This window comes from Qipengyuania sp. B-5 (genome assembly GCF_056857815.1).
This window is the reverse complement of record NZ_JBSXNU010000052.1, coordinates 145094-171607: the sequence shown is the minus strand read 5'-3', so window position 1 is coordinate 171607 and position 26514 is coordinate 145094. Positions and strand designations below refer to the sequence as shown.

At 62.8% G+C, this 26514-nt stretch carries 23 protein-coding genes, 1 tRNA gene and 1 pseudogene; 12 read left to right on the top strand and 13 right to left on the bottom strand.

Annotated elements, in window-relative coordinates; translation table 11 throughout:
- Positions 1-38: 38 nt before the first annotated feature.
- The 3 genes and pseudogenes from AC13CE_RS12250 to AC13CE_RS12240 all read right to left on the bottom strand — a co-directional run.
- A pseudogene (locus tag AC13CE_RS12250) lies at positions 39-950 on the bottom strand (glycosyltransferase family 2 protein); the annotation flags it as partial.
- A gap of 316 nt (positions 951-1266) precedes the next feature.
- Positions 1267-1353 (bottom strand) — tRNA-Leu (locus tag AC13CE_RS12245).
- Between the two features lie 115 nt (positions 1354-1468).
- Positions 1469-2392: a zinc-ribbon domain-containing protein gene (locus AC13CE_RS12240; protein WP_482972587.1), complete on the bottom strand. Its 924-nt coding sequence runs from the start codon at positions 2390-2392 to the stop codon at positions 1469-1471.
- A gap of 115 nt (positions 2393-2507) precedes the next feature.
- Here AC13CE_RS12240 and ftsE point away from each other — a divergent pair, with 115 nt between their 5' ends.
- The 4 genes from ftsE to AC13CE_RS12220 all read left to right on the top strand — a co-directional run bounded on the left by ftsE (position 2508) and on the right by AC13CE_RS12220 (position 5428).
- Positions 2508-3287 carry a cell division ATP-binding protein FtsE gene (gene ftsE, locus AC13CE_RS12235; protein WP_221538553.1) on the top strand — a complete coding sequence of 260 codons (780 nt, stop codon included), beginning with the start codon at positions 2508-2510 and terminating at the stop codon, positions 3285-3287.
- A gap of 101 nt (positions 3288-3388) precedes the next feature.
- Positions 3389-4216 carry a cell division protein FtsX gene (locus AC13CE_RS12230; RefSeq protein WP_482972596.1) on the top strand — a complete coding sequence of 276 codons (828 nt, stop codon included), beginning with the start codon at positions 3389-3391 and terminating at the stop codon, positions 4214-4216.
- Complete coding sequence (locus tag AC13CE_RS12225; protein ID WP_482972586.1) at positions 4213-4764, top strand: YdcF family protein; 552 nt, start codon at positions 4213-4215, stop codon at positions 4762-4764. The genes AC13CE_RS12230 and AC13CE_RS12225 overlap by 4 nt, the downstream gene beginning before the upstream one ends.
- Positions 4748-5428: a lysophospholipid acyltransferase family protein gene (locus AC13CE_RS12220; RefSeq protein WP_221538546.1), complete on the top strand. Its 681-nt coding sequence runs from the start codon at positions 4748-4750 to the stop codon at positions 5426-5428. The genes AC13CE_RS12225 and AC13CE_RS12220 overlap by 17 nt, the downstream gene beginning before the upstream one ends.
- On the opposite strand, the gene hisC is transcribed toward AC13CE_RS12220, so the two are convergent.
- On the bottom strand, positions 5429-6526 hold the full coding sequence (gene hisC, locus AC13CE_RS12215) for a histidinol-phosphate transaminase (RefSeq protein ID WP_482972585.1): 1098 nt from the start codon (positions 6524-6526) through the stop codon (positions 5429-5431).
- A 69-nt stretch (positions 6527-6595) separates the two neighbouring features.
- Here hisC and metX point away from each other — a divergent pair, with 69 nt between their 5' ends.
- Together metX and metW are read left to right on the top strand one after the other, a co-directional pair.
- Entirely contained in the window at positions 6596-7687 is a 1092-nt protein-coding gene (metX, locus tag AC13CE_RS12210; RefSeq protein ID WP_482972584.1) for a homoserine O-acetyltransferase MetX, read from the top strand.
- Complete coding sequence (gene metW / locus AC13CE_RS12205) at positions 7684-8268, top strand: methionine biosynthesis protein MetW (RefSeq protein ID WP_482972583.1); 585 nt, start codon at positions 7684-7686, stop codon at positions 8266-8268. The genes metX and metW overlap by 4 nt, the downstream gene beginning before the upstream one ends.
- On the opposite strand, the gene AC13CE_RS12200 is transcribed toward metW, so the two are convergent.
- The 4 genes from AC13CE_RS12200 to AC13CE_RS12185 all read right to left on the bottom strand — a co-directional run bounded on the left by AC13CE_RS12200 (position 8258) and on the right by AC13CE_RS12185 (position 11563).
- Positions 8258-8866, bottom strand: a complete 609-nt coding sequence (locus AC13CE_RS12200) for a DUF4126 domain-containing protein (RefSeq protein WP_482972582.1) — start codon at positions 8864-8866, stop codon at positions 8258-8260. The genes metW and AC13CE_RS12200 overlap by 11 nt on opposite strands.
- Before the next feature lie 36 nt (positions 8867-8902).
- Complete coding sequence (locus tag AC13CE_RS12195) at positions 8903-9856, bottom strand: DUF5996 family protein (RefSeq protein WP_482972581.1); 954 nt, start codon at positions 9854-9856, stop codon at positions 8903-8905.
- A 17-nt stretch (positions 9857-9873) separates the two neighbouring features.
- On the bottom strand, positions 9874-11052 hold the full coding sequence (locus tag AC13CE_RS12190) for an acetyl-CoA C-acyltransferase (protein WP_482972580.1): 1179 nt from the start codon (positions 11050-11052) through the stop codon (positions 9874-9876).
- A 61-nt stretch (positions 11053-11113) separates the two neighbouring features.
- Positions 11114-11563, bottom strand: coding sequence for a MaoC family dehydratase (locus AC13CE_RS12185; RefSeq protein WP_221538531.1), 450 nt, complete (start codon positions 11561-11563; stop codon positions 11114-11116).
- Between the two features lie 238 nt (positions 11564-11801).
- Between AC13CE_RS12185 and AC13CE_RS12180 the strand changes: the two genes are divergently transcribed.
- The 3 genes from AC13CE_RS12180 (at position 11802) to AC13CE_RS12170 (ending at position 19407) form a co-directional block, all read left to right on the top strand.
- Positions 11802-12914, top strand: coding sequence for a hypothetical protein (locus tag AC13CE_RS12180; protein WP_482972579.1), 1113 nt, complete (start codon positions 11802-11804; stop codon positions 12912-12914).
- 243 nt (positions 12915-13157) lie between these two features.
- The gene (gltB, locus tag AC13CE_RS12175) at positions 13158-17831 is read left to right on the top strand and encodes a glutamate synthase large subunit (RefSeq protein ID WP_482972578.1); all 4674 of its coding nucleotides are present in this window, start codon (positions 13158-13160) and stop codon (positions 17829-17831) included.
- A 139-nt stretch (positions 17832-17970) separates the two neighbouring features.
- Positions 17971-19407 carry a glutamate synthase subunit beta gene (locus AC13CE_RS12170; protein WP_473821927.1) on the top strand — a complete coding sequence of 479 codons (1437 nt, stop codon included), beginning with the start codon at positions 17971-17973 and terminating at the stop codon, positions 19405-19407.
- A gap of 12 nt (positions 19408-19419) precedes the next feature.
- Here AC13CE_RS12170 and AC13CE_RS12165 read toward each other — a convergent pair whose 3' ends face one another.
- Positions 19420-19740 carry a WYL domain-containing protein gene (locus AC13CE_RS12165; protein WP_482972577.1) on the bottom strand — a complete coding sequence of 107 codons (321 nt, stop codon included), beginning with the start codon at positions 19738-19740 and terminating at the stop codon, positions 19420-19422.
- Positions 19741-19826: 86 nt separating this feature from the next.
- Positions 19827-20507, bottom strand: a complete 681-nt coding sequence (locus AC13CE_RS12160; protein WP_482972595.1) for a uracil-DNA glycosylase — start codon at positions 20505-20507, stop codon at positions 19827-19829.
- Positions 20508-20586: 79 nt separating this feature from the next.
- On the opposite strand from AC13CE_RS12160, the gene AC13CE_RS12155 reads away from it, so the two are divergent.
- The 3 genes from AC13CE_RS12155 to AC13CE_RS12145 are packed head-to-tail and all read left to right on the top strand — an operon-like array spanning position 20587 to position 22452.
- Complete coding sequence (locus AC13CE_RS12155; protein WP_482972576.1) at positions 20587-21210, top strand: ribonuclease D; 624 nt, start codon at positions 20587-20589, stop codon at positions 21208-21210.
- A 19-nt stretch (positions 21211-21229) separates the two neighbouring features.
- Positions 21230-21898, top strand: a complete 669-nt coding sequence (gene lptC, locus AC13CE_RS12150) for an LPS export ABC transporter periplasmic protein LptC (protein ID WP_221538519.1) — start codon at positions 21230-21232, stop codon at positions 21896-21898.
- Positions 21898-22452, top strand: coding sequence for an LptA/OstA family protein (locus AC13CE_RS12145; protein WP_221538516.1), 555 nt, complete (start codon positions 21898-21900; stop codon positions 22450-22452). Before lptC ends, AC13CE_RS12145 begins: the two co-directional genes overlap by 1 nt.
- A 6-nt stretch (positions 22453-22458) precedes the next feature.
- On the opposite strand, the gene holA is transcribed toward AC13CE_RS12145, so the two are convergent.
- From holA to leuS, 3 genes are read right to left on the bottom strand one after another with little or no spacing between them, the layout of a single operon-like run.
- Complete coding sequence (gene holA, locus AC13CE_RS12140) at positions 22459-23502, bottom strand: DNA polymerase III subunit delta (protein ID WP_482972575.1); 1044 nt, start codon at positions 23500-23502, stop codon at positions 22459-22461.
- Positions 23499-23981 carry an LPS assembly lipoprotein LptE gene (gene lptE / locus AC13CE_RS12135; RefSeq protein WP_482972574.1) on the bottom strand — a complete coding sequence of 161 codons (483 nt, stop codon included), beginning with the start codon at positions 23979-23981 and terminating at the stop codon, positions 23499-23501. The genes holA and lptE overlap by 4 nt, the downstream gene beginning before the upstream one ends.
- Positions 23981-26500, bottom strand: coding sequence for a leucine--tRNA ligase (gene leuS / locus AC13CE_RS12130; RefSeq protein ID WP_482972573.1), 2520 nt, complete (start codon positions 26498-26500; stop codon positions 23981-23983). The genes lptE and leuS overlap by 1 nt, the downstream gene beginning before the upstream one ends.
- Between the last annotated feature and the right edge of the window lie 14 nt (positions 26501-26514).

Sequence of the window (26514 nt, the reverse complement as noted above, 5' to 3'; positions counted from 1 at the left end):
TCGCCACCCGAGGATTTTGACCAGATATTCAGTCCCAGGTAGATAACCACCAGAGCATAGGCGAGGATGGCGAGGGTAGGTGTGAGGAGCGCCTTGCGGTCCCGGAAAAGGAAATAGTTGGCTATGGCCGACCCGCTCCACCCCAATTGCGACCATCCCTGCAACGCAATCCCGAGAATCCAGCGGGCCTTTTGGCGATAGCTGGTCTTGAAAGTGTTGGGAAAGTGTTCGCGCACGCAAAGCGGCATGGAAAATGTAACCATTCGCTCGGGCCCCATGCCGAAGAACGCGCCTCGACGCGTCCGGAACTCGACAGGGTAGAGCGCGATGATCGTGCCCATGTCCCGTTCGGCGAGCCGGTTCCCGATGTCGTAATCTTCGGTCAGGGTATCGGTGTTGAAGGCGTCGCCATCCTCCATCAGGGCCTTGATTGCACGGCGTGAAAAGCAGGTCCCGACCCCGGCAGATGGAACGGTTTTGGCCAGACGCTATCGCACGACCAGGTCCTTTGCGTGCCATTCGGCGAATTCGTCCATATAGGTTCCGGCGACAAGATCCCGGTAACGCTGTTCCAGGCTGACGACGGGCAACTGGATCATGTCCTTGGCGGGGAGCAGATAATTGAAGAGGTGAAGCTCCAGTGGATGCAGCACGTCTTCGCTATCGTGCAATACCAGCCCGGCGAACGGGACGCCCAGTTCTTCTTCAACCTGCAGAATGTCGGAAACGATATGGTTGAGGCAATCCGCCTTGCAGGTCGGGCCATCGTGCGGCACGCGCACGTGCCGCACCTGTTTGTACCTCCGGGTAACTTTTTCCGCCTCTGCGATGGTCTCGGCATCGTTGGCATAGGTGCCGATGAAGATCATGTAGTTGCGGTAGGCGAGCGTATTGACCGCACTTTCGACCATGCTTGCAATGACGTCGAACTCCTTCCACGCGGGAAGCATGATCGCGATGGGTTGCTCCGGCTTGTCGACCAGCAATTCAGCCGCAACCGCACCAGGACGAGATTGGCCGAAAATCCTGCGCTTGAGCTTCATCGCCCAGAACACAGCATCCACGAATAGATCGTCCAGCGACGAAAGCGCGATCAGGATTGCAACGACAAGCGCCGTCCATTGCAAAACTGCAACAAAGCTATCCATTGATTATCGACCCGAGCGCCCCGTTTAACCGGCGGTATGATAAGCGAAAGTTCGTAGAGCCGACAATGAAAATTGTGCCAACCGGCGGATTACAAGGAAATGCCGGGAAAAGGGCTGTTGGTGCGGTCGAGAAGACTCGAACTTCCACGGCCTTGCGGCCACAACGACCTCAACGTTGCGCGTCTACCAGTTCCGCCACGACCGCACACAGTCTGTATCGGGAACGAATCTCGCGAACGAGACCACCCGCACCCGCCGGTAGGAGCGCGCCCCTAGCAGCGCCTTTGCAGAGCGGCAAGCACCTATTTTCGGGATCGCGCCTAGAGCGGCGCCCAGCCTACATCGGCATAGACCGCGCCGCGTGGGACATCGGTGCGCGCCTCATCGATGGCAATCGACTCGCCTGGTGCCAATGTCGGTTGCGGCGGCTGTACCACCCAGCTGTATATCTGGTCCTCGCGCTCGTTGAGCATAACGATCAGCACCGGCGGCAGGCGGCGTGGTTCGCGCGCATTGTTGGTCACTTCGATCCGGGCGGTGAACATCCAGGTCTTGTTCTCGAGTTCGCGCCAACGCTGTGCGTCGGGTGGGAATGACAGCGAAAGATCGGGCTGCGCTTCCCCGAACAGTGGCTTTTCGACCGGCCACCAATCGGGCGTGCCATAACGCGACATGGCAAAGATCGCCCCCGCCGCAAGCAGCGCGAAAATAGCTGCGGCCCAGGTCCAAAGCTTGAGCGTGTTGCGACGAGGCCCAAAAGGCGGCGACCGGTCGAAGCGCGAAACCAGATCGTCTTCGTGCACTTCACCGTCGAAATCCGGTTCGCCCTGCGTTTCGTCCTTGGGTTTTTCGACAAAGGAAGGCGGCGGGGTCTCGTCGAAGTCCGGCGTCCGTTCGCGCGGCGCATGGGCTGCCCCTGCCAGCTCTGCTGCAGAGGCGACATCGCCTGTTTCTGTTGAAGCTTGCGGACCTGGGTATGCCGTTCCGTCGGGTTCGCGACTGGCTTCCGGCGAGACTTTGTTCGCGCCGGCAGAAGGCGTTGGGGGGCTTGCCGGCACGCGAGATGGCGAAACCGATGGCTCCGAAGTAGCGGCTTGCTCGCTTGCCCCGACACCTTCCGCGCTCGCACCTTCCTGGAACCACGAATGTTTGCATTTCGCGCAGCGCACCGTCCGGCCATCGACGCCGATAGCGTTGTCGGGCACGACATAGCGGGTGCTGCAGGCCGGACATGCAATAATCATGGTGGGTCGAGGCTCTATAGAGAGCGGCGAATCACGACAAGCGGCGTAGCTGTGTGCGAAAGGCCCAAGCGGCTTTTTTCCACATCGAAGGACGGTTATAGGCCCGAATTGTACAATGGCGGCTCAAATTCCCCTTCAGAACGACAGCGATTTTCGCTCCACGGGTCCGAGCGAGACTGAAATCGTGCATTTCGACAATGTCGGTCTGCGCTACGGTACCGACCGGGAAGTGCTTTCGAATATTTCCTTCACCCTGTTCTCAAGCCGCTTCTACTTTCTCACCGGGGCCAGCGGAGCCGGCAAGACTTCCCTGCTGAAACTGCTCTATCTGGCGCAGCGCCCTTCGCGTGGAGGCATCAGGATGTTCGGTCGCGACGTCATCACCTTGCCGCGCGATAAATTGCCAGCCTTCCGCCGACGCATGGGCGTGGTCTTTCAGGACTTTCGCCTTGTCGATCACCTTTCCGCCTTCGACAATGTAGCGCTTCCCCTACGGGTATCCGGAGTGCGCGAAGCCGATCTGCGCGAACCTGTGTCGGATATGCTCGAATGGGTGGGCCTGGCTCATCGCGCCGAGGCTCGACCGGCCACACTTTCTGGCGGCGAACAGCAGCGTGTCGCCATTGCGCGCGCAGTCATCGGTCGACCCGAAATCCTCATCGCCGACGAACCTACCGGTAATGTGGATCCCGAGATGGCAGTCAAGTTGATGCGCCTGTTCGAGGCGCTCAATCGCTTGGGCACGACAGTCGTCGTGGCGACGCATGACGTGCATCTGCTGCGAAAGGTTCCGGAAAGCCTGATCATGCGCCTGTCGAAAGGCATGCTGGCCGACCCCACGGGTGCATTACGCTATCCGCCGCGGCGTGAGGGCATACGGGGAGCAGCCGGGTGAAGCGGCCTCCGGCAATCGGCAGAACCGTCGATCGTGGTCTTGCGCCTTTTCGCGGCAGGCGGGCCGCGGGCCTTTTGCCACAGACGCGGCGTGGTGGGCCGATGCTATGGGTGATCGCGATCATGGTTATGCTGACCGTCGTCGCTGCAGCAGGTGCACTGGCGCTATCGAACATGGTGTCGGTTGCACGTGCCGACGTTTCCGGAAGTGCGACCTTGCAAATCGTCGAGCCCGACCCTCAGCAGCGGGCGGCACAGGCTGAAGCGGCACAAGGCGTATTGGCGGCGGATCGCGCCGTAGCTGGATTCCGTGCAGTTTCCGAAGAGGAAATCGCCGAACTGCTTGAGCCCTGGCTCGGGACGGGGGAAAATTCGGAAGCGGTACCGCTTCCTGCCATAATTGATGTCGAAATGCGTTCCGGTGTGCAAAACGCGGATTACGAGCGCCTGGAAACCGCCTTGCAGGAAGTCGCTCCCGATGCCCGGATCGACGCCCAGTCGGAATGGCTTGCGCCGGTTCTTTCGGCACTTTCGGCGCTCAAGTGGATGGCATTCGCGCTGATTGCATTGCTTGCTTCAGTGAGCGCGGCGGCGGTATGGCTGGCATCGCGCAATGCCTTGGGGGGAAATCGCGCGACCGTCGAAATCGTACACCTACTGGGCGGAAGCGACGACCAGATAGCCCGGATCTTTCAGCGCTCGATCCTGATCGATGCCGCGGTGGGCGGTCTGTTGGGGTTCGTCGCCGGAATCCTGATCATATCTTCACTAGCCGCCCAGTTCGCCGCACTGCAATCCGGCATGGTGGCAGGAGGGTCACTTTCAGCGATCGATTGGCTGTCGATTGCTCTGGTCCCGCTTTTCGCCGTCGGAATTGCCGTCTACACGGCGCGCATGACTGTGCTTTCGTCCTTGCGGAAATCATTGTGATTCTACGTCTGATTGCCGCTGTTTTTCTGGTTTACGCATTTGGGTTTCTCGCCTTTGCGCTGACCCTGCCCGCACCTGCAGCCAAGACCGAGACCGATGCCGTCATCGTCCTTACCGGGGGGGCGGGCCGCATCGCCCGCGGTCTCGAGGTGGTCGAGCAAGGGTTGGCAAAGGAGATGTTCGTTTCCGGAGTCGACCCCGAGGTCAAGCCTGCTGAATTTGCCGAACAGTTCCAAGTTTCCGGACGTACTATGGCGTGCTGCGTCACTCTCGGCTTTCTTGCTGTGGATACCCGCAGCAACGCAGGGGAAGTTGCGCAATGGCTGAAGGAGAAGGAATTCGATTCTGCGCGCCTGGTCACGACGGACTGGCACATGGCCCGCGCTTATTCGGAGGTAGCCGACACTCTTCCTTCGGGAACCAGCATCGTGAAGGACGCCGTGACCTCCCATCCCGATATTTCCACATTGTTCCTCGAATACAACAAGCTGCTCGTCTCCGAAGTATCGCAAGGTTTGTCGGACGAAACAGATGATACTGCTTCGTAACCTACTGTTCTATCTGACGTTCTATTTTGGCTCGATCCTCATCACATCGGCCTCGCTGATCTGCGCGCCGTTCTCCGTGTCTGCTTTCCGCCGTCGCGTTCGCAACTGGGCCCAATGGCAGCGCTGGTGTCTAGAGAACATCATCGGCATCAGGCTGGCGATCGAAGGTAAACCGCAGGAAGAACCGGTTCTATACGCGATCAAGCATGAGAGTTTCTTCGAGGCGATCGATGCACCAGCATTGCTCGACTGCCCCTCGGTCTTCGCGAAAAAGGAGCTGTTCTCCATTCCCGGCTGGGGACGGGCGGCGCTCGCCTATGGCCTCATTCCCGTGGCGCGTGACCAGGGCGCCAAGGCGCTAATGAACATGATCCGCAGCGCAAGAAAAATGATCGCGGACGGGAGGCCGCTGGTCATATTTCCTGAAGGCACGCGCATTCCGCATGGCGAAAACCGGCCTCTTCAGGCCGGGTTTGCAGGCCTCTACAAAATGCTTGCACTGCCGGTGGTGCCGGTAGCGGTGAACAGTGGCCCGCTCTATCATCGCGGGCTCAAGCAGCCCGGGACGATAACCTACAAATTCGGCGAACCGATCCCGCCGGGACTGCCACGCGGAGAGATCGAGGCGCGCGTGATTCGCGAAATCAACGCTCTCAACTCCTAGTTAAGCGGCCTCGGCGGCCTCCCTCAGTATATCCAAGATCGCATCCATTTGCTCCGACGTGCCGATGGTGATCCGAAGACCCTGCGGCAGCCCTTGTCCGGGAAGGTGGCGCACGGCATACCCCCCATCAGCAAGCGCGGCGAGCGCTCGCTCCGCGGTCAGCCTGCCTTCGAACAGTACAAGCAGGAAGTTTGCCTTGCTCGGAACGGCTTTCAGGCCATGATTGCCGAACGCTGAAATCGCCTCCGCAAAGCGGGCGCGCCCGCGATTGTTCGCTTCGCGGGACTGTGAAACGAAGGCCTGGTCGTCCAGCGCCGCGATCGCAGCTTTCTGGCCCGAAGTGGTCACATTGAAAGGCCCGCGGATACGGTTGAGCGCGTCTATCAGATGGGGTGCACCGGTCGCCCAGCCGATCCGTTCCCCTGCCAGCCCATAAATCTTGGAAAAGGTCCGGGTGACGAGAACGTTTTCGTGTGCCGCCGCCAGCGCAATACCGCCATCGTCCTCGTTCTCTTCCAGATATTCGCCATAGGCCTGGTCGATCACCAACAGCACATCGGATGGCAATCCTGCATGCAGCCGCTCGATTTCGCTTCTCGGCAAAAAGGTACCGGTCGGATTGTTCGGGTTGGCAAGAAAGACCACGCGGGTGGCTTCTGTCACTGCGCCAAGCAGCGCGTTCACATCCGTAGCGTACGCGACATCGGGCGCTTCGACCGGCGTTGCTCCGCAGCGACGCGCAGCGATCTCGTAGACGACGAAGGAAAATCGCGCATAGAGCACCTCGTCGCCCGGTCCGGCGAAAGCCTGCGCGGCCAGATTGAGCAATTCGTCCGAGCCTGTTCCGCAAACGATCCGCGCCGGATCGATCCCGTGGACTTCGCCGATCTTAGTCCTGAGCGCCATGGCATCGGGATCGGGATAGCGAGCGGGTCCGGCAGGTTCTGCCAAGGCCGCAAGTGCAGCCACGCTGCATCCCAGCGGATTTTCATTGGCCGATAGCTTGATCAGTTCGCGCCCGTCCGCCCCCTTGCTCTTGCCGGGGACATAGGCGTGGATCTTTTCGATCCAGGGTTTCATCGTGGGTCTGTCTGCCATTGCGGCTTCGGCGCATGAAAGAAAAACCGCCCTTCGACAAGCGCCTGTCGCACGGCTAGAGGCGGAGCCATGGCCGGGACATCCTTCACGCTGGAATTGCCCAAACCGCTCGCCCTCGATGGCGGGGGCGAACTGGCGTCTCCGCAAATCGCCTTTGAAACCTATGGCGAGCTGAACGAAGACCGCTCCAATGCAATCCTGCTGTGCCACGCTCTGACCGGCGATCAGTATGTCGCTTCACCGCATCCGGTCACCGGAAAGCCAGGCTGGTGGGAGCGGATGGTCGGCCCCGGCAAGCCCATCGACACCGATCGCTATCATGTCGTCTGCGCCAATGTGATCGGCAGTTGCATGGGTTCGAGCGGGCCTGCGAGCGAGGCGAGCGACGGCAAGCCTTATGCAATGCGTTTTCCCGTCATCACCATTCGCGATATGGTCCGTGCACTGGTGGCCTTGCTTGACGAACTCGGTATCGAGCGGCTTCACGCAGTGGTCGGCGGATCGATGGGCGGAATGCAGGCCTTGAGCCTCGCCGCGAACTGGCGTGATCGCGCCGCGAGGGTGCTGGTCATTGCCTCGACCAGCCGCCATTCGGCGCAAAATATCGCGTTCCACGAATTGGGACGGCAAGCGATCATGGCCGATCCCAACTGGCAGCTGGGCGATTACTATGATTCCGCCGAACAACCCGACGCGGGTCTCGCAGTGGCGCGCATGGCGGCGCATATCACCTATCTCTCCGAAGAGGCGCTGACCGGGAAATTCGGGCGGAACCTGCAGGACCGTGAGGCCAAAAGTTTCGGCTTCGATGCCGATTTCCAGGTCGAAAGCTACCTGCGCTATCAGGGCAGAGGTTTTACGCGGCGGTTCGATGCCAACAGCTATCTCTATATCACCCGCGCGATGGATTATTTCGATCTTGCCGAAGAGCATGGCGGAAAGCTCGCCGATGCCTTTGCCGGCACCAGCGCGCGCTTCTGCCTCGTCAGCTTCGATAGCGACTGGCTCTATCCCACCAGTGAAAGCCGCCATGTGGTGCGCGCACTCAATGCGGCTGGGGCGGCGGTGAGCTTCGTCGAACTATCCGCTCCGCATGGCCATGATAGCTTCCTGCTCGACGTGCCTGCGCTCGACCGGGTGGTGAAAGGGTTCCTCGAATGAGCCTGCGCCCCGATCTCGCCGCCATCGCCGAAGCAATCGAACCGGGAACACGCGTGCTCGATATCGGGTGCGGCGACGGGGCGCTGCTGGCCGAGTTGCGAGATTGCAAACGTGTCGATGCGCGCGGGATGGAGATCGACGGCGCTTGTGTCGAACGCTGCGTGGCGCAGGGCCTTTCGGTGGTTCAGGGCGACGCCAATCGCGAACTCGCCGACTATCCCGACAACGGGTTCGATTACGCAGTGCTCAGCCAGACGTTGCAGACTGCCACGCGACCCGACCTCATGCTCGAAGAACTGCTGCGGGTCGGGCGGCAGGCCTTCGTCAGCTTTCCCAATTTCGCGCATTGGCGCACTCGGGCGGCACTCATGCTGGGCGGCCGGATGCCGGTGACGCGGGCGATCCCCGTAAGCTGGTACGAAACGCCCAATATCCATCACGTGACGGTGAAGGACTTCCGCGAACTGGCGCGCGAGAAAGGCGCGAAGATCGAGCGCGAATGGTTCTTTTCCGGCAGCAGGCCCGTGGCTGGGGGCAGCAACTGGCGTGCGGAATTCGCTGTCTTCCAGCTTAGCCGCTAGGCGGCGGTTCGGCAGACTTTCGCCCGAACAGCCTGCGCACCACCTTACGCGCCAGCCAGATCAGCCAGACGACCAGCGCCAGCAGCACCAGCGCGATACCACCGGCAACATAGGGGTATTCGTAAGCGGCATAGAGCAATCCCGCCGTCACCACATCCTCAGCGGTCGATACGGCGACATTGCTGACCGGTTCGGGACTGGCGTTCACCACTCCTCGCGCGCCGGCCTTGCCGGCATGCGCCGTCAGCGCCGCGCCGCCGCCGAGCAGGAAAGCGACCACCTGGGTAGCCGGGTCCGACGGATCGACGATCGCCAGCGCCAGCAACGCCCCGCCCACGGGACGCACGAAGGTATGGACCGCGTCCCAAGCACTATCGAGCCACATCACCTTGTCGGCGAAGAATTCCGCAATCGCGGCGATGGCGGCAATGCCCATCACCCATGGATTGGCCAGCGCATCGAGACTCTGGAGATGTTCGGGCAGAGGCAGCGCGCCGAGTCGCATCGCCAGACCGGTGGCAAAGATACTCAGGTACAGCCGCCACCCTGCCAGCAGGCTGACGCTGCCCGCGATCCCGATAATTTCCATCACGCCCATTGCGCGATCCTGCGCGCAATGGGCGTCGGTGGCAAGTCACCCCTTGCGACAGGCCTCGACATCGTAGGGCTTTCCGAATGTACCAAGCGGAACTTCGAGGGTTTTGCGGGACCAATCGCCGAGATCGGCCACGGCAGCATAGGTACTTTCGAGAAAAGCCATGAGCTCTTGTTCGGGATCGATGCTGTTCCGCACCTGCTCATAGGGCAGGATGAATTCGCCGAGCTCGCCCTGCCAATAGCTTCCAGCAGGCTCCACGGTAATATCTGCAAGGCCATCGGGCGTCGGATAACCATAGGCATAGAAGGCGGCCTGATCGACGCCGCCACCGCCGAGCCAGAAGCCCGCGCTGGCGACCTCGTGGCTATAGGCTTCGCGGGTCACTGCATCGGGCAGGTTGGGAAAACCGCCCGGATGAAGGGGCGCCTCGCGACCCGAGAAGCGCGTTACGGCCAGATCCAGACTGCCCCAGAAAAAGTGGCTGGGACTCGATTTGCCGACGAAACCTGTGCGGAAACGCTCGAACACGCGGTTGGCGTCGGAAAACGCCCGGTGGATGCGGGCGAGAACAGCTGGGTCCCAAATCCTTTCGGTCGTATCTTCGCTAAAGGGAATGGCGGTTTCGACTTCGTTGGGCCTTCCCGCAACCGAGGTCCCGACATCGGCCCTGTCGAGCAGCGAGGAAAGTTGGCCGAAGAAATGCGCAACGCTCTGTCCGGTCACATCGAAACCGTCGACGAGTCCGCCCGATGTCTCGACCATCACCTTGCTCGAAAGGCAGTCGAACAGCACTTCCGCCTCGCCGCTGGCGGTAAACACCGGATAGCTTCGGAAGCCGCGCGGTACCACGCGCAGTGCAAGATGCCAGCTGTGGTTGCACCATGGCAGGGCGCGGGTCGGCAGTTTACCCATGACCTGCAGATAGGCATGGAGACTCTCGATGACCGGACGATCGGCCTCGTAATCGAGTTTGGGCCACCGTTCGGTCATCGAAAGTTCCTTTCGGTCTAGAATATCTCGAACAGGCCGGCTGCGCCCATACCGCCGCCGACGCACATGGTGACGACGCCGTATTTCGCGCCGCGGCGCTTACCTTCGAGCAGGACGTGGCCGGTGCAGCGTGCGCCGGTCATGCCATAGGGATGGCCGATCGAGATCGAACCACCGCTGACGTTGAGTTTGTCATTGTCGATGCCAAGCTTGTCGCGGCAGTAGAGCACCTGCACCGCAAAGGCTTCGTTCAATTCCCAGATACCGATGTCGTCGACATTGAGATCAAACCGCTTGAGCAGCTTCGGAATGGCGAAGACCGGGCCGATACCCATTTCGTCGGGCTCGGTGCCCGCGACTGCCATGCCGACATAGCGACCCAGCGGCTGAAGGCCCTTCTGTTCGGCGACCTTGGCTTCCATCAGTACGCTGGCCGATGAACCGTCCGACAACTGCGAGGCGTTGCCTGCGGTGATGGTGGTCCCTTCACCCATTACCGGCTTCAGACCCTGAAGGCCTTCGAGCGTGGTTGAGGGACGGTTACCCTCGTCCTTGGCGATGGTGATGTCGACATCCGAGATTTCGCCGGTTTCCTTGTCCTGCACCTTGTGCGTGGTGGAAACGGGGACGATCTCGTCGTCGAAACGGCCCTCTTCCTGTGCCTTGGCAGTACGTTGCTGGCTCTGCAGAGCGTATTCGTCCTGCGCTTCACGGCTGATGCCATAGCGCTGGGCAACCGTTTCGGCCGTTTGCAGCATGGGCATGTAGATGGCGCCGTGCATCGCGATCAGTTCGGGATCGGGCATCACGCGCATTTCCTTGGTCTGCACGAGGCTGATCGATTCCTGGCCGCCGGCAGCGACCACATCCATCCGGTCGGTAATGATCTGCTTGGCGGCGGTGGCGATGCTCATCAGGCCCGAAGAGCACTGGCGGTCGATAGTCATGCCGCTAGTACCGATGGGGCAACCGGCGCGCAGCGCGACCTGGCGGGCGAGATTGCCGGCTTGCGTGCCCTGCTGGAGTGCAGCGCCCCACAGCACGTCGTCGACCTCACCGGCTTCGATGCCGGCACGCTCGATCGCGGGCTTTAGCGAATAGGCACCCAGCGTCGGGCCCTTGGTGTCGTTGAACCCGCCCTTGTAGGCGCGGCCGATGGCGGTGCGGGCGGTGGAAACGATGACTGCGTCACGCATGGTCATTCCTTAATTCTCTCAAAGTGTTGAACGTCTGTTCCTCCGGGGGAGGAGAAGGGAATCAGACGAAATACATGGTCATCCATTCGCAGATCAGCGCAGGCTTATCCTCGCCTTCGATCTCGATGGTGATCTCCATGGTCTGTTGCCACTGGCCGGGGCGCTTCTCGGTCATTTCGAGCAGTTTCCAGTGGCCACGGATCTTCTTGCCAGAACGGACGGGGTTGATGAAACGCGTCTTGTTGCCGCCGTAGTTGACCGCCATCTTGATCCCGTCGACCCGCGGAACATCGCTGTTCGCGGTAAGATAAGGGATCATCGACAGAGTCAGGAAGCCATGCGCGATGGTGCCGCCGAAGGGCGTCATCTTGGCCGCTTCCTCGTTCACATGGATAAACTGGTGGTCGCCAGTGGCTTCCGCAAACTGGTTGATACGCTCCTGGCTCATCTCGACCCATTCGCTGGTTCCGACTTGTTCGCCGATCTTGGCTGCTACGTCCTGGGGGGTCATGCCTCGCTCTCCTTCAAATCACCCGAATGCGCGACTCCATGAGCGCGCTTGCGGGCGGACTCATGGCGCATGGAACAGGGGTGCGCAACCGCCCGGAATCTGCCGTTACGGCATCGCGGCTCCCTGCGAATGGGCAATTGCATCGCAGAGGCGGAACAGGCATCGTTAGCGCGAAGTTAACCAAGCGAGCCTAGCGCGGGCGGCGTGCTAGGATAGGTACGAAGCTGACAGGAACCGAATGAGCGATCATCATGGCAATACCGGCCTGTTGGGCCGGGCATGGTTCAAGCCGCTGGTAGGAGCGTGGTTCGCGCTGCTTCTGGGCGGCGGGATGTGGCTGATGCCGCCCCATGTCCATGCGCTGATCGCCCGCAGCACAGGGCTTGCGCCGCTACACGCGATATTCGCGCCGCCCGTGAGTGGGGCTGGGGTGGCGGTACTTTGCATCGTCGTTGCGCTGTTCGGCCTGCTGTTCGGCATCGCGGTAGCCGGGCGCATTGCCGCCGCTGCTGCGCCCCGCGCCTTTGCGCCGGGATTCGAATTTCTGGAAGACAGCGCCTGGCAGGATGAGGCCGAAATGCCGGCAGACGGCATGGAAGAACCGCGCCGCCGCCGGGTCTTCTCGGCCCGCGAGGACATTGGCGAGGAAGGCATCGCGATCAGCGCCCCGACCGGGGAAGCCAGTTACGAGACCGAATATTCCATCGACGATATCCCGCCGGCCGGCCCGGTAGAGGAATTCGAAGCGGTCTATGCGGATATGGAAGGTGGGGCAAACGTCGCGGAAGAGGGGGCAGTGCAGGATACATGGTCCGAAGAGGACGAGACTGCCGAGTATACCGCATTTGGAACCGAAGATGGCGAGATCCCCGAAGACGCCGAGATCGAACACGTGCCGGAATTCGATCCGGGGCGTGAGCCGGTCCCTGCGGATTACGCCGAAGACAGCGCCGAGCCAGACACTCTCGACGAATCGCCGGAACCATTGGGTGATATGAGCCTCGGCGGTCTGCTCGATCGGCTCGAAGGTGCGCTGGAACAGCACAAGAAAATGGTAACGGAAAGCGAGGAGGCGGCGCAGCAGCCCGCTCCGCAACCGGTCCAGATGACGCGCGAAATTCCTGCCGAGGATACTGGTGCTGATGATCGGGATTTGCCCGAAGTTTCCGAGGACGATCCGGTCATCGCCTTCCTCCGCCGCGAGGCCAGCCGCCGGATGCCCGAAGCACCTGATGGCCCCGATTCGCCAGATGAAGAAGATAGCACGGCGGGCGGCGTTGCACCTACGGAAGCGCAGGCCGCGCTGCGGAGCGCGCTCGAACGGCTGGGCCAGGTCAACCGGCGCGACTAGGCCCTTGATCCGAGGCCTTGACGGAGACGCCTTTGCGATGCTGCATCGCAGCAGGAACCGGCAATTCTTGGCCACGGTGAAATTTTCCTAAACCCTGACGCGGTTGCAAAACCGCTTTGTTGCCTGCAAAAGGAAGCCTCGCGACATTTTGGCGGGCGCCCGTGCGGCGCTGCACAATTTCCGCGCTTCCACTTCCGGCCAGGAGGGCCGCAGGGGGCGCGGGCAAGGAGGACGCTTCGGCGAATGCAGGTTCTGGCTCATCATACCCCCGGTGAAGGCCCTCTTCCGCAGGGCCTCTACGATCCGCGCAACGAGCACGATGCCTGCGGCGTCGGCATGGTCGCGCATATCAAGGGGCAGAAGAGCCACGCGATTGTAACGCAAGCCCTTGAAATACTTGCCAATCTCGACCACCGCGGCGCGGTTGGCGCGGATCCGCTGCTGGGCGACGGGGCGGGTATCCTGCTGCAGATTCCCGACCCGCTGTTCCGCAAATGGGCCGAAAAGGAAGGGCGCGACCTGCCCGCACCGGGTGATTATGCGGTCGCCATGTGTTTCATGCCGCAGGTGAATGAAGCGCTTGATTTCGTCGAGAAGCAGCTCGAACGCTTCGTAGCCAAGGAAGGCCAGCGGGTCGTGGGCTGGCGCGACGTGCCGACCACGCTCGACGGGCTGGGCGATGCCGTGGTCGCATCGATGCCGGTCATCCGCCAGTGCGTGATCGCGCGCGGCCAGAACTGCCCCGACCAGGATGCTTTCGAGCGCAAGCTGGTGGTCATCCGCAAGCAGACGCTGAACCCGCTCGCCGCGCTGGAGGCCAAACACGACATCCCGGGCCTGAGCCAGGCCTATATCCCGAGCTTCTCCAGCCGCACCGTAGTCTATAAGGGACTGCTGCTGGCGAACCAGGTCGGCAGCTTCTACGACGATCTGCGCGACCCCGATTGCGTCAGCGCGCTGGGCCTCGTGCACCAGCGTTTCAGCACCAACACCTTCCCCAGCTGGCGGCTGGCACATCCCTATCGCTTCATGGCGCATAATGGCGAGATCAACACAGTTCGCGGAAATGTGAACTGGATGGAGGCCCGCCGCCGCACGATGGAAAGCGAGTTGCTGGGCGCGGATCTCGACAAGATGTGGCCGCTGATCCCGCACGGCCAGTCGGACACCGCCTGCCTCGACAATGCGCTCGAGCTGTTGCTGACCGGCGGCTATTCGCTGGCCCATGCGATGATGATGCTCATGCCCGAGGCCTGGGCAAAGAACGAGCTGATGGATCCCGCGCGCCGCGCCTTCTACGAATATCACGCCGCGCTGATGGAGCCCTGGGATGGCCCCGCAGCGGTGTGCTTCACCGATGGCCGCCAGATCGGCGCCTGCCTCGATCGCAACGGCCTGCGCCCCGCGCGCTGGTGCACGACCAGGGACGACCTCGTGGTCCTCGCCTCGGAAAGCGGCGTGCTGCCCTTTGCAGAGGAAGACATCACCCGCAAATGGCGGCTCCAGCCGGGCAAGATGCTGCTGATCGACCTCGAGGAAGGGCGCATCGTTACCGACGAGGAGCTGAAGACCGACCTCGCCGCTGCAGAGCCTTACGAGGCATGGCTGGAAAAGGCGCAGTACAAGCTCGCCGATCTCGACCATATCGAACCCGACCTGTCCGAAATCGCGAAAAGCGAAATCGCGCTGCTCAACCGCCAGCAGGCCTTCGGCTACACGCAGGAAGACATCCAGCGCTTCCTCGAACCGATGGCCTCCAATGGGGAGGACCCGATCGGATCGATGGGCACTGACACGCCCATAGCCGTGCTCTCCACGCGCAGCCGCCTGCTCTACGATTATTTCAAGCAGAACTTCGCGCAGGTGACCAATCCGCCGATCGACCCGATCCGCGAAGAGCTGGTGATGAGCCTGCTGTCGATGATCGGCCCGCGCCCGAACCTGCTCGGCCGCGACGGGGGCACGCACAAGCGGCTGGAAGTTTCGCAGCCCATCCTCACCAACATCGACCTGGCGAAAATTCGCTCGGTCGAAGTGGCGCTGGACGGCGCCTTCCGCACCGCGACCATCGACATCACCTGGGATGCGAGCACCGGCGCGGATGGCCTCGCCATGGCGCTGAAGGAAATGTGCTGGGCGGCGACCGAAGCAGTGCTGGGCGATGCCAATATCCTGATCCTGTCCGACCGCGGGCAGGGGCCGGGCCGGATCGCCATGCCCGCGCTGCTGGCAACGGCGGCGGTCCATCACCAGCTGGTGCGGCAGGGCCTGCGGATGCAGACCGGGCTGGTCATCGAAACCGGCGAGGCGCGCGAAGTGCACCATTTCTGTGCGCTGGCGGGTTACGGTGCGGAAGGGATCAACCCCTATCTCGCCTTCGAGACGCTGGAGGATTTGCGTAGCCGCAAGATGCCCGATCTCGATCCCGACACGGTACAGAAGAATTTCGTCAAGGCGGTCGGCAAGGGCATCCTCAAGGTCATGTCCAAGATGGGCATATCGACCTACCAATCCTATTGCGGCGCGCAGATCTTCGATGCGGTCGGCCTGTCGAGCGAGTTCGTCGACGCCTATTTCGCCGGCACTGCGACCACCATCGAAGGCATCGGCCTGAAGGAGGTGGCGGAAGAGACCGTGCGCCGCCACGCGCAGGCATTCGGCGACAGCCCGCTCTACAAGGGCATGCTCGATGTGGGCGGCATCTACCAGTACCGTATCCGCGGCGAGGACCATGCCTGGACGCCGCAGAATATCGCCAACCTCCAGCACGCGGTGCGGGGCAGCGATCCGAAGAATTACGCGGAATTCGCAGCCTCGATCAACGAGCAGTCCGAACGCCTGCTGACCATTCGCGGGCTGATGGAACTGAAGAAGGCCGAACGCCCGCTCGATCTCGACGAGGTCGAACCGGCTGCCGAAATCGTCAAGCGCTTCAGCACCGGTGCGATGAGCTTCGGTTCGATCAGTCACGAGGCGCATTCCACGCTGGCGATCGCGATGAACCGCATGGGCGGCCGTTCCAACACGGGCGAAGGCGGCGAGGAGCCCGAGCGTTTCCGTCCGCTGGAAAACGGCGATTCGATGCGCAGCCGGATCAAGCAGGTGGCCAGCGGGCGCTTCGGCGTGACCACCGAATATCTCGTCAATTCGGACGATATCCAGATCAAGATGGCGCAGGGCGCGAAACCCGGCGAAGGCGGGCAGTTGCCCGGCCACAAGGTGGACAAGCGGATCGGCAAGGTGCGGCATTCGACCCCGGGCGTGGGCCTGATCTCGCCCCCGCCGCACCATGACATCTATTCGATCGAGGATCTGGCGCAGCTGATCCACGACCTCAAGAACGTCCAGCCCGAGGCCCGCATTTCCGTGAAGCTGGTCAGCGAAGTGGGCGTGGGCACGGTGGCTGCAGGCGTGTCGAAATCCAAGGCCGATCATCTGACCATCTCGGGCTATGAAGGCGGCACGGGCGCGAGCCCGCTGACCAGCCTGACCCATGCCGGCAGCCCTTGGGAGATCGGCCTTGCCGAGACGCAGCAGACCTTGCTGCTCAACGATCTGCGCAGCCGCATCGCAGTGCAGGTCGACGGCGGGCTGCGCACCGGGCGCGATGTCGCCATCGGCGCCTTGCTGGGCGCGGACGAATTCGGTTTTGCCACCGCCCCGCTGATCGCCGCGGGCTGCATCATGATGCGCAAATGCCACCTCAATACCTGTCCGGTCGGCGTGGCGACGCAGGACCCGGTGCTGCGCAAGCGCTTCACCGGCACGCCCGAACACGTGATCAACTATTTCTTCTTCGTCGCTGAAGAGCTGCGGGCGATCATGGCCGAGATGGGCTTCCGCACGGTGGAGGAAATGATCGGCCGCGTCGACAAGATCGACATGCGCCGCGTGCGGCGTCACTGGAAGGCGCATGGCATCGACCTGACGCGCATCCTGCATGCCGTGCCGGTCGAAGAGGGCCGGTCACTCCATCACACAGAGAACCAGGACCACGGCCTTGCCGCGGCGATGGACGTCGAGCTGATCGAGGCCTGCAAGCCCGCCATCGAAAGCGGTCAGGCGGTCCAGATTACCCGCACCATCCGCAATGTGAACCGCACGGTCGGCACCATGCTGTCGGGCCGGATTGCAGAGGCTTATGGCCATCACGGCCTGCCGCAAGACACGATCCGGATCGACCTGACCGGGGTTGCCGGGCAGAGCTTCGGTGCCTGGCTGGCCCACGGCGTGACCATGAGCCTGACCGGCGATGCCAACGACTATGTCGGCAAGGGCCTTTCGGGCGGGCGCATCGCGGTAAAGCCGCCGCAAGGTGTGCCGCGCGAGCCGACCGACAACATCATCGTCGGCAACACGGTGCTCTATGGCGCGATTGCGGGCGAAGCCTATTTCGCCGGGGTGGCGGGCGAACGTTTTGCCGTGCGCAATTCGGGCGCGGTCGCCGTGGTCGAAGGCGCGGGCGATCATCCGTGCGAATACATGACCGGCGGCGTGGTCTGCGTGCTCGGCAAGACGGGCCGCAACTTCGGCGCAGGCATGAGCGGCGGCATCGCCTATGTCTATGATCCGGACGGCGAGTTCACCCGTCTCGTCAACCACGCGCAGGTCGATGTGCTCGACGTGAAACCGGGCGACGGGGAAGGCGCGGAGAAAAGCTGGGGCAAGCCGCAGCAGCGCGCCGTCAGCGTCGACAATCCCGGCATGGGCGATCCGCTCTACCACGATGCCGAGCGGCTCAAGCTGCTGGTGGAACGCCACCTGCTTCACACCGGATCGGCGCGGGCGAAGGCGCTGCTGGACAATTGGACGAACGAACTGAAGAACTTCCGCAAGGTCATGCCGCGCGACTATGCGCGCGCGCTCAAGCTGCTCGAAACCGAGCGTGAGGAAGCAGCGATGGAGGCTGCGGAATGAGCTGCCTCCTCCATCCCGTTCGCCCTGAGCTTGTCGAAGGGCCGTCCTTCTTTCCCGGCGCTGCGCTCAAAAGAAAATGCGGTGCTTCGACAAGCTCAGCACGAACGGAAATTTTGACTTTGGACTTGGTGGCAAGCTGATGGGCAAGGAAACCGGCTTTCTCGAATATGAGCGCGAGGAGCGCTCTTACGTCGCACCGGAAGAGCGGCTGAAGACCTATAAGGAATTCGTCCTTCCGCAGGGCGACGACGTGCTGAAGAAGCAGGCCGCGCGCTGTATGAACTGCGGCATTCCCTACTGCCACAACGGTTGCCCGGTGAACAACATCATCCCGGACTGGAACCATCTGGTCTATGAAGACGACTGGAAGAATGCGCTCGAGGTTCTCCACTCGACCAACAATTTCCCCGAATTCACCGGCCGCATCTGCCCCGCACCTTGCGAGGCGGCCTGCACGCTCAACATCGTCGATGCGCCGGTGACGATCAAAAGCATCGAATGCGCGATCATAGACCGCGGTTTTCGCGAAGGCTGGGTCAAGCCCGAAGTGCCGGAAAAGCAGACCGGCAAGTCGGTCGCGGTGATCGGCAGCGGCCCCGCCGGCCTTGCCGCCGCACAGCAACTGGCGCGCGCGGGCCATGCCGTGACCGTGTTCGAAAAATCCGACCGGATCGGCGGGCTGCTGCGTTACGGCATTCCCGACTTCAAGATGGAAAAGCATCTCATCAACCGCCGCGCGGTGCAGATGGAAGCCGAGGGTGTGCAGTTCCGCACCTCCAGCGAAGTCGGCGTGGAGGTCAGTTTCACCGCGCTGCAGGAGAATTTCGACGCCATCGTGCTGGCGGGCGGAGCGGAGGAAGCGCGCATGCTCGACATTCCGGGCGCGGAGCTTCCCGGCGTGCGTTTCGCGATGGAATTCCTGACCCAGCAGAACAAGCGCAATGCGGGCGACGACGAAGTGCGCGCCGCCCCCCGCGGTTCACTCACTGCGACCGGCAAGCACGTGATTGTGATTGGCGGCGGCGACACCGGCAGCGACTGCGTGGGTACGAGCAACCGGCAGGGCGCGGCCAGCGTCACCCAGCTGGAGATCATGCCCAAGCCGCCTGAAAAGGAAGACAAGGCGCTGACCTGGCCCGACTGGCCGCTGAAGCTGCGCACTTCCTCCAGCCATGAGGAAGGCGTCGAGCGCGACTGGGCCGTACTGACCAAGCGCGTGGTCGAGGACGGCGGCGATGTCGCCGGGCTCGAATGCGTGCGGGTGGAGTGGAAGGACGGCCGGATGATCGAGGTCGAGGGAAGCGAGTTCACGCTCAAGGCCGATCTCATCCTGCTCGCCATGGGCTTTACCGGCCCCAAGCGCCGCGGGCTGCTAGACCGGGCAGGCGTGGAACTGGATGAGCGCGGCAATGTGAAAGCCGACACCAGCCGCTATGCCACCAGCGAACCGCATGTCTTCGCCTGCGGCGACATGCGGCGCGGGCAGAGCCTTGTGGTCTGGGCCATCCGCGAAGGCCGTCAGTGTGCCCGCGCGGTGGACGAAGCGCTGATGGGCGTCAGCGAACTGCCAAGGTAGGACGGCGCCCGGTCAGTCGAGCGCGACGATGACCTGATCGCCTTCGCGCGCAGGCCCGCAGGCTTCCGCCGGGAGCGGCTCGAACCGCTCGTCGGTCAGCGCGAGGTCGGACAGGCCGTCGAGCTTGAAATAGCCGAGGCTCGGCTCCTCGTCGACGCGGCGGTTCTTCTTCGGGTTCACCGCCCCCAGGTAGAGCGCATCGTTGCGCAGGACGATCTGGTGCGGGGCGAGCGTCAGTTCGGAGGCATTGTAGATCGCGCGGATCATCAGCCGTTCGTGCATCGCCTGCCCGACGACGGCCTGCGTGGTTTGGAAGTTGGTTTCATGCTGCATTGCAACAAAAATGCCGATCCTGCAGTCAAATGCAACTGGAAACGTTCGCAGTCGCATTTCCCGGCAGCCGCCTCCCGGCTTGGAAGCTAGAGTTTCCAGTCCACCGCCCCGCGCCCCTGTTCTTCCAGGAAAGCATTGGTCCGGCTGAAAGGCCTTGAACCGAAGAAGCCGCGATGAGCCGACAGCGGACTGGGATGTGGGCTTTCGATGACGAGATGCGGCCCGCTGCGAAGCTTCGGTATCCGTTTCGCCTTCGCCTGTGCGTGGCTTCCCCAGAGGATGAAGACAGAGGGAACGGGCCGGTCCGCCACCGCCGCGATGCAGGCATCGGTTACCGCGTCCCAGCCGCGCCCAGCATGGCTGCCGGCCCGCCCCGCCTCGACCGTCAGCGTGTTGTTGAGCAGCAGCACGCCCTGCCTGGCCCAATTCGTAAGATCGCCATCCCGAGGACGGGCGATGCCGCAATCGGATTCCAGTTCCTTGTAGATATTCGCCAGGCTCGGCGGCGGACGCACGCCCTGCGGGACGGAGAAGCTGAGGCCCATCGCCTGCCCCGGCCCGTGATAGGGATCCTGCCCGAGGATCACGACCTTGACCTTGTCGAGCGGGGTCAGTTCGAGCGCCTTCAGCCGGCAACCGCGTGGCGGATAGACGATCTTGCCGGCCCCTTCCTCCGCGCGCAGCCAGCCGCCCAGCCGGCGCGCTTCTTCGGCCTCCAGCACGGGATCCAGAACCGGCTTCCAGCTTTCGGGTACGCTGTCACTCATCAGCCCATTCTGCCCGCCCTTGTCGCAGGGGGCCAGTCCGCCCTTTCCTACAATCCCCAATGCTTCTAAGGCGCAGGGCATGGCAGTTCATTTCCACGAAGAAGACCTTCCCGCAGGCGTGCTCGCCGATGGCCCGGTGGCCGTCGATACCGAGACCATGGGCCTCGTCACCATCCGCGACCGGCTGTGCCTTGTGCAGATCAGCGACGGCAAGGGCGACGAACATCTCGTCCGCTTCGGCCCCGATAGCGATTACGACGCGCCCAATCTCAAGGCGGTTCTCGCCGATCCGGAGCGTGTGAAGCTGTTCCATTTCGCGCGTTTCGACCTTGCGGCGATCGAATATTACCTCGGCGTCACCGCGGCGCCTTGCTATTGCACCAAGATCGCCAGCAAGCTGGTCCGCACCTATACCGACCGGCATGGCCTCAAGAACCTGGTCGAGGAATTGCTCGGCGAAAGCATGTCCAAGGTCCAGCAAAGCTCGGATTGGGGCGGCCCCGAACTGAACGAGGCGCAGCGCGATTACGCAGCCTCCGACGTGCGCTTCCTCCACCGGATGAAGGAAGAACTCGACCGCCGTCTCGAACGCGAAGGCCGGATGGAACTGGCACAGGCCTGTTTCGATTTCCTTCCCGCCCGGGCGCATCTCGATATTCTCGGCTGGCAGGATCACGATATCTTCAGCCACGCGTCAGCCTGAGGGGAGCAGGTAAGCCGGCATGGTATTCCGCAAGCGCAGGATCGAAACGCAGGAGGCGAAGCAATTGCGCTCGCGCCGCCAGCATTTCGCCGCGCCCGGCGGAAGCCACGACCGGCTGGTCAGCTTCCTCGTCCGGGCCCTGCCGATGGGCGTTGGCGTACTTGCCGCGCTGATGATCATCACGCCGCTTTCCCCTCGCGGAGAGATCAGCTTCCTTCTCGATCGCAACGAAGTGGCTGTCATCCAGGAACGGCTGCGCGTCGACAATGCGCTCTACCGCGGGCAGGATGCGCAAGGCCGGCCGTTTTCGCTGACTGCCGGGGAAGCGGTCCAGCGATCGAGTATCGAGGGGATCGTGCGGATGGACGAGCTCGTCGCACGGATGTTGCTGGCCGAGGGACCCGCGCGGGTGGAGGCCCCCGGCGGGCAATATGACATCAATGAAGAAGTGGTCGCCGTGAACGGGACCATGCGCATGGTAGCTGCCGACGGTTACCGCATGCGCGCCAGCGGGGTCTCGCTCGACCTCAACAACAAGACGCTGGAAGGAGCGGGCGGAGTCGAGGGAGCAGTTCCCGCAGGCACATTCAGCGCCAACCGGCTCGATGCAGATCTGGCCGAACGCCGGATAACCCTTTCGGGGAATGCGCGGCTACGTATGGAGCCCGGAAAGCTAAGGATGCCCTGATGAAGAGTCATTTGCCCACCATGGCCAAGAGCGCTGCTGCAGGCTTCGCACTGACGCTCGCGGCGCTTGCCGGAATGCAGCTGTCCGCCCAGGCCATCGCCGGGCACAATTCCAACGCCCCCGTATCCTACGCCGCCGACCGGATCGAGTTGCAGGACCGGCAGAACCGCGTGGTCCTGTCGGGCAACGTCCAGATCACGCAGGCGGGGCTGAACCTCAATGCGGCGCGCACCATCGTGAACTATTCCGATACGGGCAACCTGAGTATCCAGCGCATCATGGCGACCGGCGGCGTCAACGTCACCCGCGGCAACGAACGCGCGCGGGGCGATACGGCAGTCTATGATTTCAATCGCCGGATCATTACCATGGCCGGCAATGTGCGGCTCAATCGCGGCGGTGACACGCTCAATGGCGGACGGCTTGTGATCGATCTGGCCAGCGGCGTGTCGAGCGTCGACGGCCGGGCCAGCGGTTCCTCGGGCGTAACCGGCACCGGATCGACTTCATCGAACGGTCGCGTAACCGGGACCTTCTCCGTCCCGCAGGACTAGGCCGCGCTAACGCCGCCCCGCACCAGCAACGCGTGCGATGCCGGTCAGGCCCTGGGCAAGCAGCAATTCGGAAGACTGGCTGTTCGTCAGCAGTTCACGGTGCAGTTCGGTCAGACGCAGCGTCAGCCGGTCGAGCTTGGGGCCGCGCCAGCGCTGGACCTGCTCTGCTATGTCGCGCTCTTCCTTCCAGAAGATGCCGAGCCGCGCTTTCTCGCCCTTGTCGAGATCCTGGTAACGGCGATTGCCCAGCGCTGCAGAGATACGGGCAAGCTGGGCCGCCCGCCGTTCCACCGCGAGCAGGGTACCGACGGGGTTGAGCCCGATCTGCTTCATCCGCGCGATTTCGGTGGCGACCTTCGCGCCCTGCCCCGCCATCACCGCATTGACCAGCGAGGCGAAGCCTTCCTCCTCGCTCGCCGCGCCGACGGCATCGAGGTGTTCCATATTCGCGGGCTTGGGCGCTTGCGGGCTGGCATCGAGATAGGTCGCAAGCTTGGTCACCTCGCTCTGTGCCAGCCTCACATCCAGATTGGCACCGCGCGCAATTCGCTCCGCCACCGCTCCATCCAGCCGCACGCCCGCCGTATCGCCCATCCCCCGGACGACTTGGGTGACCGAACGCAGATCGGGCGGATAGAACATCGCGACAAGCGCATCCTTGCGCTTTTCGAGCAGTTTCGCGGTGCGCGACTTGTCGGTGGCCGAAGTGGCGACGACGATTACCGGGCAAGCTGCGCCAGCTCCCATATCACCCGTTTCGACGAGCGTCTTCAGCGCTTCATGCGCCTCGTCGCCTGCAACGCGGGACCAGATGTGGCGGCTATCGCCAAAGAGCGAGGTGGAACGTGCTTCATCGCCCAGTTTCGCCGGATCGGCGCGCAGTTCGGCACCGGGTATCTCGACGCGCTCGCCGGGTTCGGGGAGCATAGCGACAAGGTCGTTCGCTGCGGCACTTGCCCCTGCCTCGTCCTGTCCGCAGAAGAAGAATATCGTGCAGCTTTCCGCTGCATTCCGGGCCTTGGCGGCGAAATCGCGGCTGGTGAGCTTCACCGGTCCCGAAGCGTCAGTGCGACGCGGGTAACGATGCGGTCGGCGATTTCTTTCGTCAGGTTCTCCAGCGCGGTATTCTCCGCAGCGATGGTTGCATATTCGCTGGAAACGACATCGATTCCGGCATCTGCGCCTTCGGTCGCGTCGAGCAGTATCTCGCCTGTCGAAGCATCCACCAATTGGTAACGCGCGCGCAGGGTGCGGCGTTCGCGGCTGATGGTATCGTCGGCCAGCACGCCGAGACCTGCGAGGCTATCGTCGAGGCGAACGTCGAGCCGGTAGCGGGAGTTTGCGACACCCGCCGCGCCGAGCTTTTCGTTCAGGGCATTGCGGACCAGCCAGCCTGCCTTGCCCTGGATCGGCGGCACGTCGACCGCCGCCAGGCTCTGCGCAACCCCGCCGCTGCCGCCCGCATACATGGGAGACAGCGAACAGGCAGGCAGTGCCAGCGCGACGGAAAGGGCAAGGAATATCCGCATCAGGTGACGATATTCACCAATCTGTCCGGCACGACAATGACCTTGCGGATTTCTGCACCATCGATCGAACGCTGGACGTTCTCGGAAGCGAGGGCCATCGCCTCGAGATCTTCCTTCGAAGCGCCCTTGGGTGCGGTAAGCGTATCGCGCAGTTTGCCCTTGTGCTGGACGGCGATGGTCACCTCGTCCTCGACCAGCAGCGCCGGATCGACCTCGGGCCATGCGGCATCGGCGACCATGCCCGTTTCGCCGAGCGTGGCCCACGCTTCCTCGGCGAGGTGCGGCATCATAGGGGCCACGAGCTGGACCAGCGTGCGGATGGCATGGCTGCGGCTGGCGGAAGGCGCTGCCTTTTCGACTGCGCCGGTCAGTTCGTAAATGCGTGCGACCGCCTTGTTGAAGCCGAGCGCCTCGATATCCTCGGCCACGGCGGCAATGGTCTGGTGCGTCTTGCGCGCCAGCACCTTGTCCTCGCCCTTCGCCCCGGCATCATAGGCCGCGAACAGGCGCCAGAGACGGTGGACAAAGCGGCTGCAGCCTTCGATGCCCGCTTCGGACCACGGCAAATCGCGCTCGGGCGGGCTGTCCGAGAGCATGAACCAGCGCACTGCATCGGCGCCGTAGGTGTCGATGATCGTGTCGGGGTCGACGACGTTTTTCTTCGATTTCGACATCTTGATGACGCGGCCGATCTCGACCTCGCCGCCATCGGCGGTCAGCAGTGCCCGCTCTGCCTCGCGGCTGATCTCGTCGGGCGCGTAATAGACCGTCTTGCCGCCCTCGCGGCGCGAATAGGTCTCGTGCGTCACCATGCCCTGCGTGAACAGCGAGGCGAAGGGCTCTGTCACCTCGATCTGGCCCATATGCGCCAGCGCCCGGGTCCAGAAGCGGGCGTAGAGCAGGTGCAGGATCGCATGCTCGATCCCGCCGATATATTGTTCGACCGGCAGCCACTTGGCGACTTCTTCCTTGTCGAAGGGCTTGTCCGCGGGCTGGCTGGCGAAGCGCAGGAAATACCAGCTCGAGTCGACAAAGGTGTCGAGGGTATCGGTTTCGCGTTCCGCCTTGCCGCCGCATTTCGGGCAATCGACATGCTTCCACGTCGGGTGTCGCAGCAGCGGGTTGCCGGGTGTCTTGAAGTCGACGTCTTCGGGCAGCTTGATCGGCAGGCTGTCCTTGGAAGCGGGCACAACGCCGCAGCTCTCGCAATGGATGAAGGGGATCGGCGTGCCCCAGTAGCGCTGGCGCGAAACGCCCCAGTCGCGCAGGCGCCAGACGGTCTTGCCCCGGCCGCGACCCTGCTGCTCGATCCGGCGGATGATTTCGCGTTTGGCGTCTTCGACTTCCATGCCGTCGAGGAAATCCGAATTGACGATCACGCCTTCGCCCGCCTCGGCCTCGCCGTCGAATGGCTTGTCGGCGTCCTCCACGCTGGGCGCGACAACGCGGGGGATCGGGAGACCGTATTTCGTCGCGAATTCGAAGTCGCGCTGGTCGTGCCCCGGCACCGCCATGATCGCGCCGGTGCCGTAATCCATCAGCACGAAATTCGCGATATAGACCGGCAGGTGTTCTCCGGTGAACGGGTGAACCGCACCGATTCCGGTGTCGAAGCCGAGCTTCTCGGCCGTTTCGAGTTCGGCTGCTGTCGTGCCACCCTTCTTGCAGGTTTCGATGAATTTCGCGGCATCGCAATTGTTCATCGCCACGCCTTGCGCCACCGGATGATCCGCCGCCACCGCGACGAAGCTCGCGCCGAAAATCGTGTCGGGGCGCGTGGTGTAGACCGGCAGCTTCTCGCCGTTCGAAAGATCGAAGCTGAACTCCAGCCCCTTCGACTTGCCGATCCAGTTTTCCTGCATCAGCCGGACCTTGTCGGGCCAGTTCTCCAGGCTGCCCAACCCTTCAAGCAGTTCCTCGGCGAAGTCGGTAATCTTGAGGAACCACTGGTTGAGCTTGCGCTTCTCGACCTCCGCACCGCTGCGCCAGCCCTTGCCGTCGATTACCTGCTCGTTGGCGAGCACGGTCATGTCGACCGGGTCCCAATTGACCTCGCTTTCCTTGCGATAGACGAGGCCCGCTTCATACAGATCGATGAAGAGCGCCTGCTCGTGGCCGTAATAGTCGGGCTCGCAGGTCGCGAGTTCACGGCTCCAGTCGAGCGCGAAGCCGAGGCGCTTCAGCTGCGCCTTCATGTGTTCGATATTGTCGCGGGTCCAGCCGCCGGGATGCACACCCTTTTCCATCGCCGCGTTTTCCGCCGGCATGCCGAAGGCGTCCCAGCCCATCGGGTGCAGGACCTCGTGCCCAGTCGCCTTCTTGTAGCGGGCCAGCACGTCGCCCATCGTGTAGTTGCGCACATGGCCGATATGGATGCGCCCCGAAGGATAGGGGAACATCTCGAGCACGTAACTCTTGGGCTTTGCTGAATTGCTGTCGGCGCGGAAGGTCTGCGCCTTGTCCCAGGCGGCCTGCCAGCGTGCGTCGGCCTGCGCCGGATCGAAACGGGTGTCACTCATGGAGGACGCCTGTA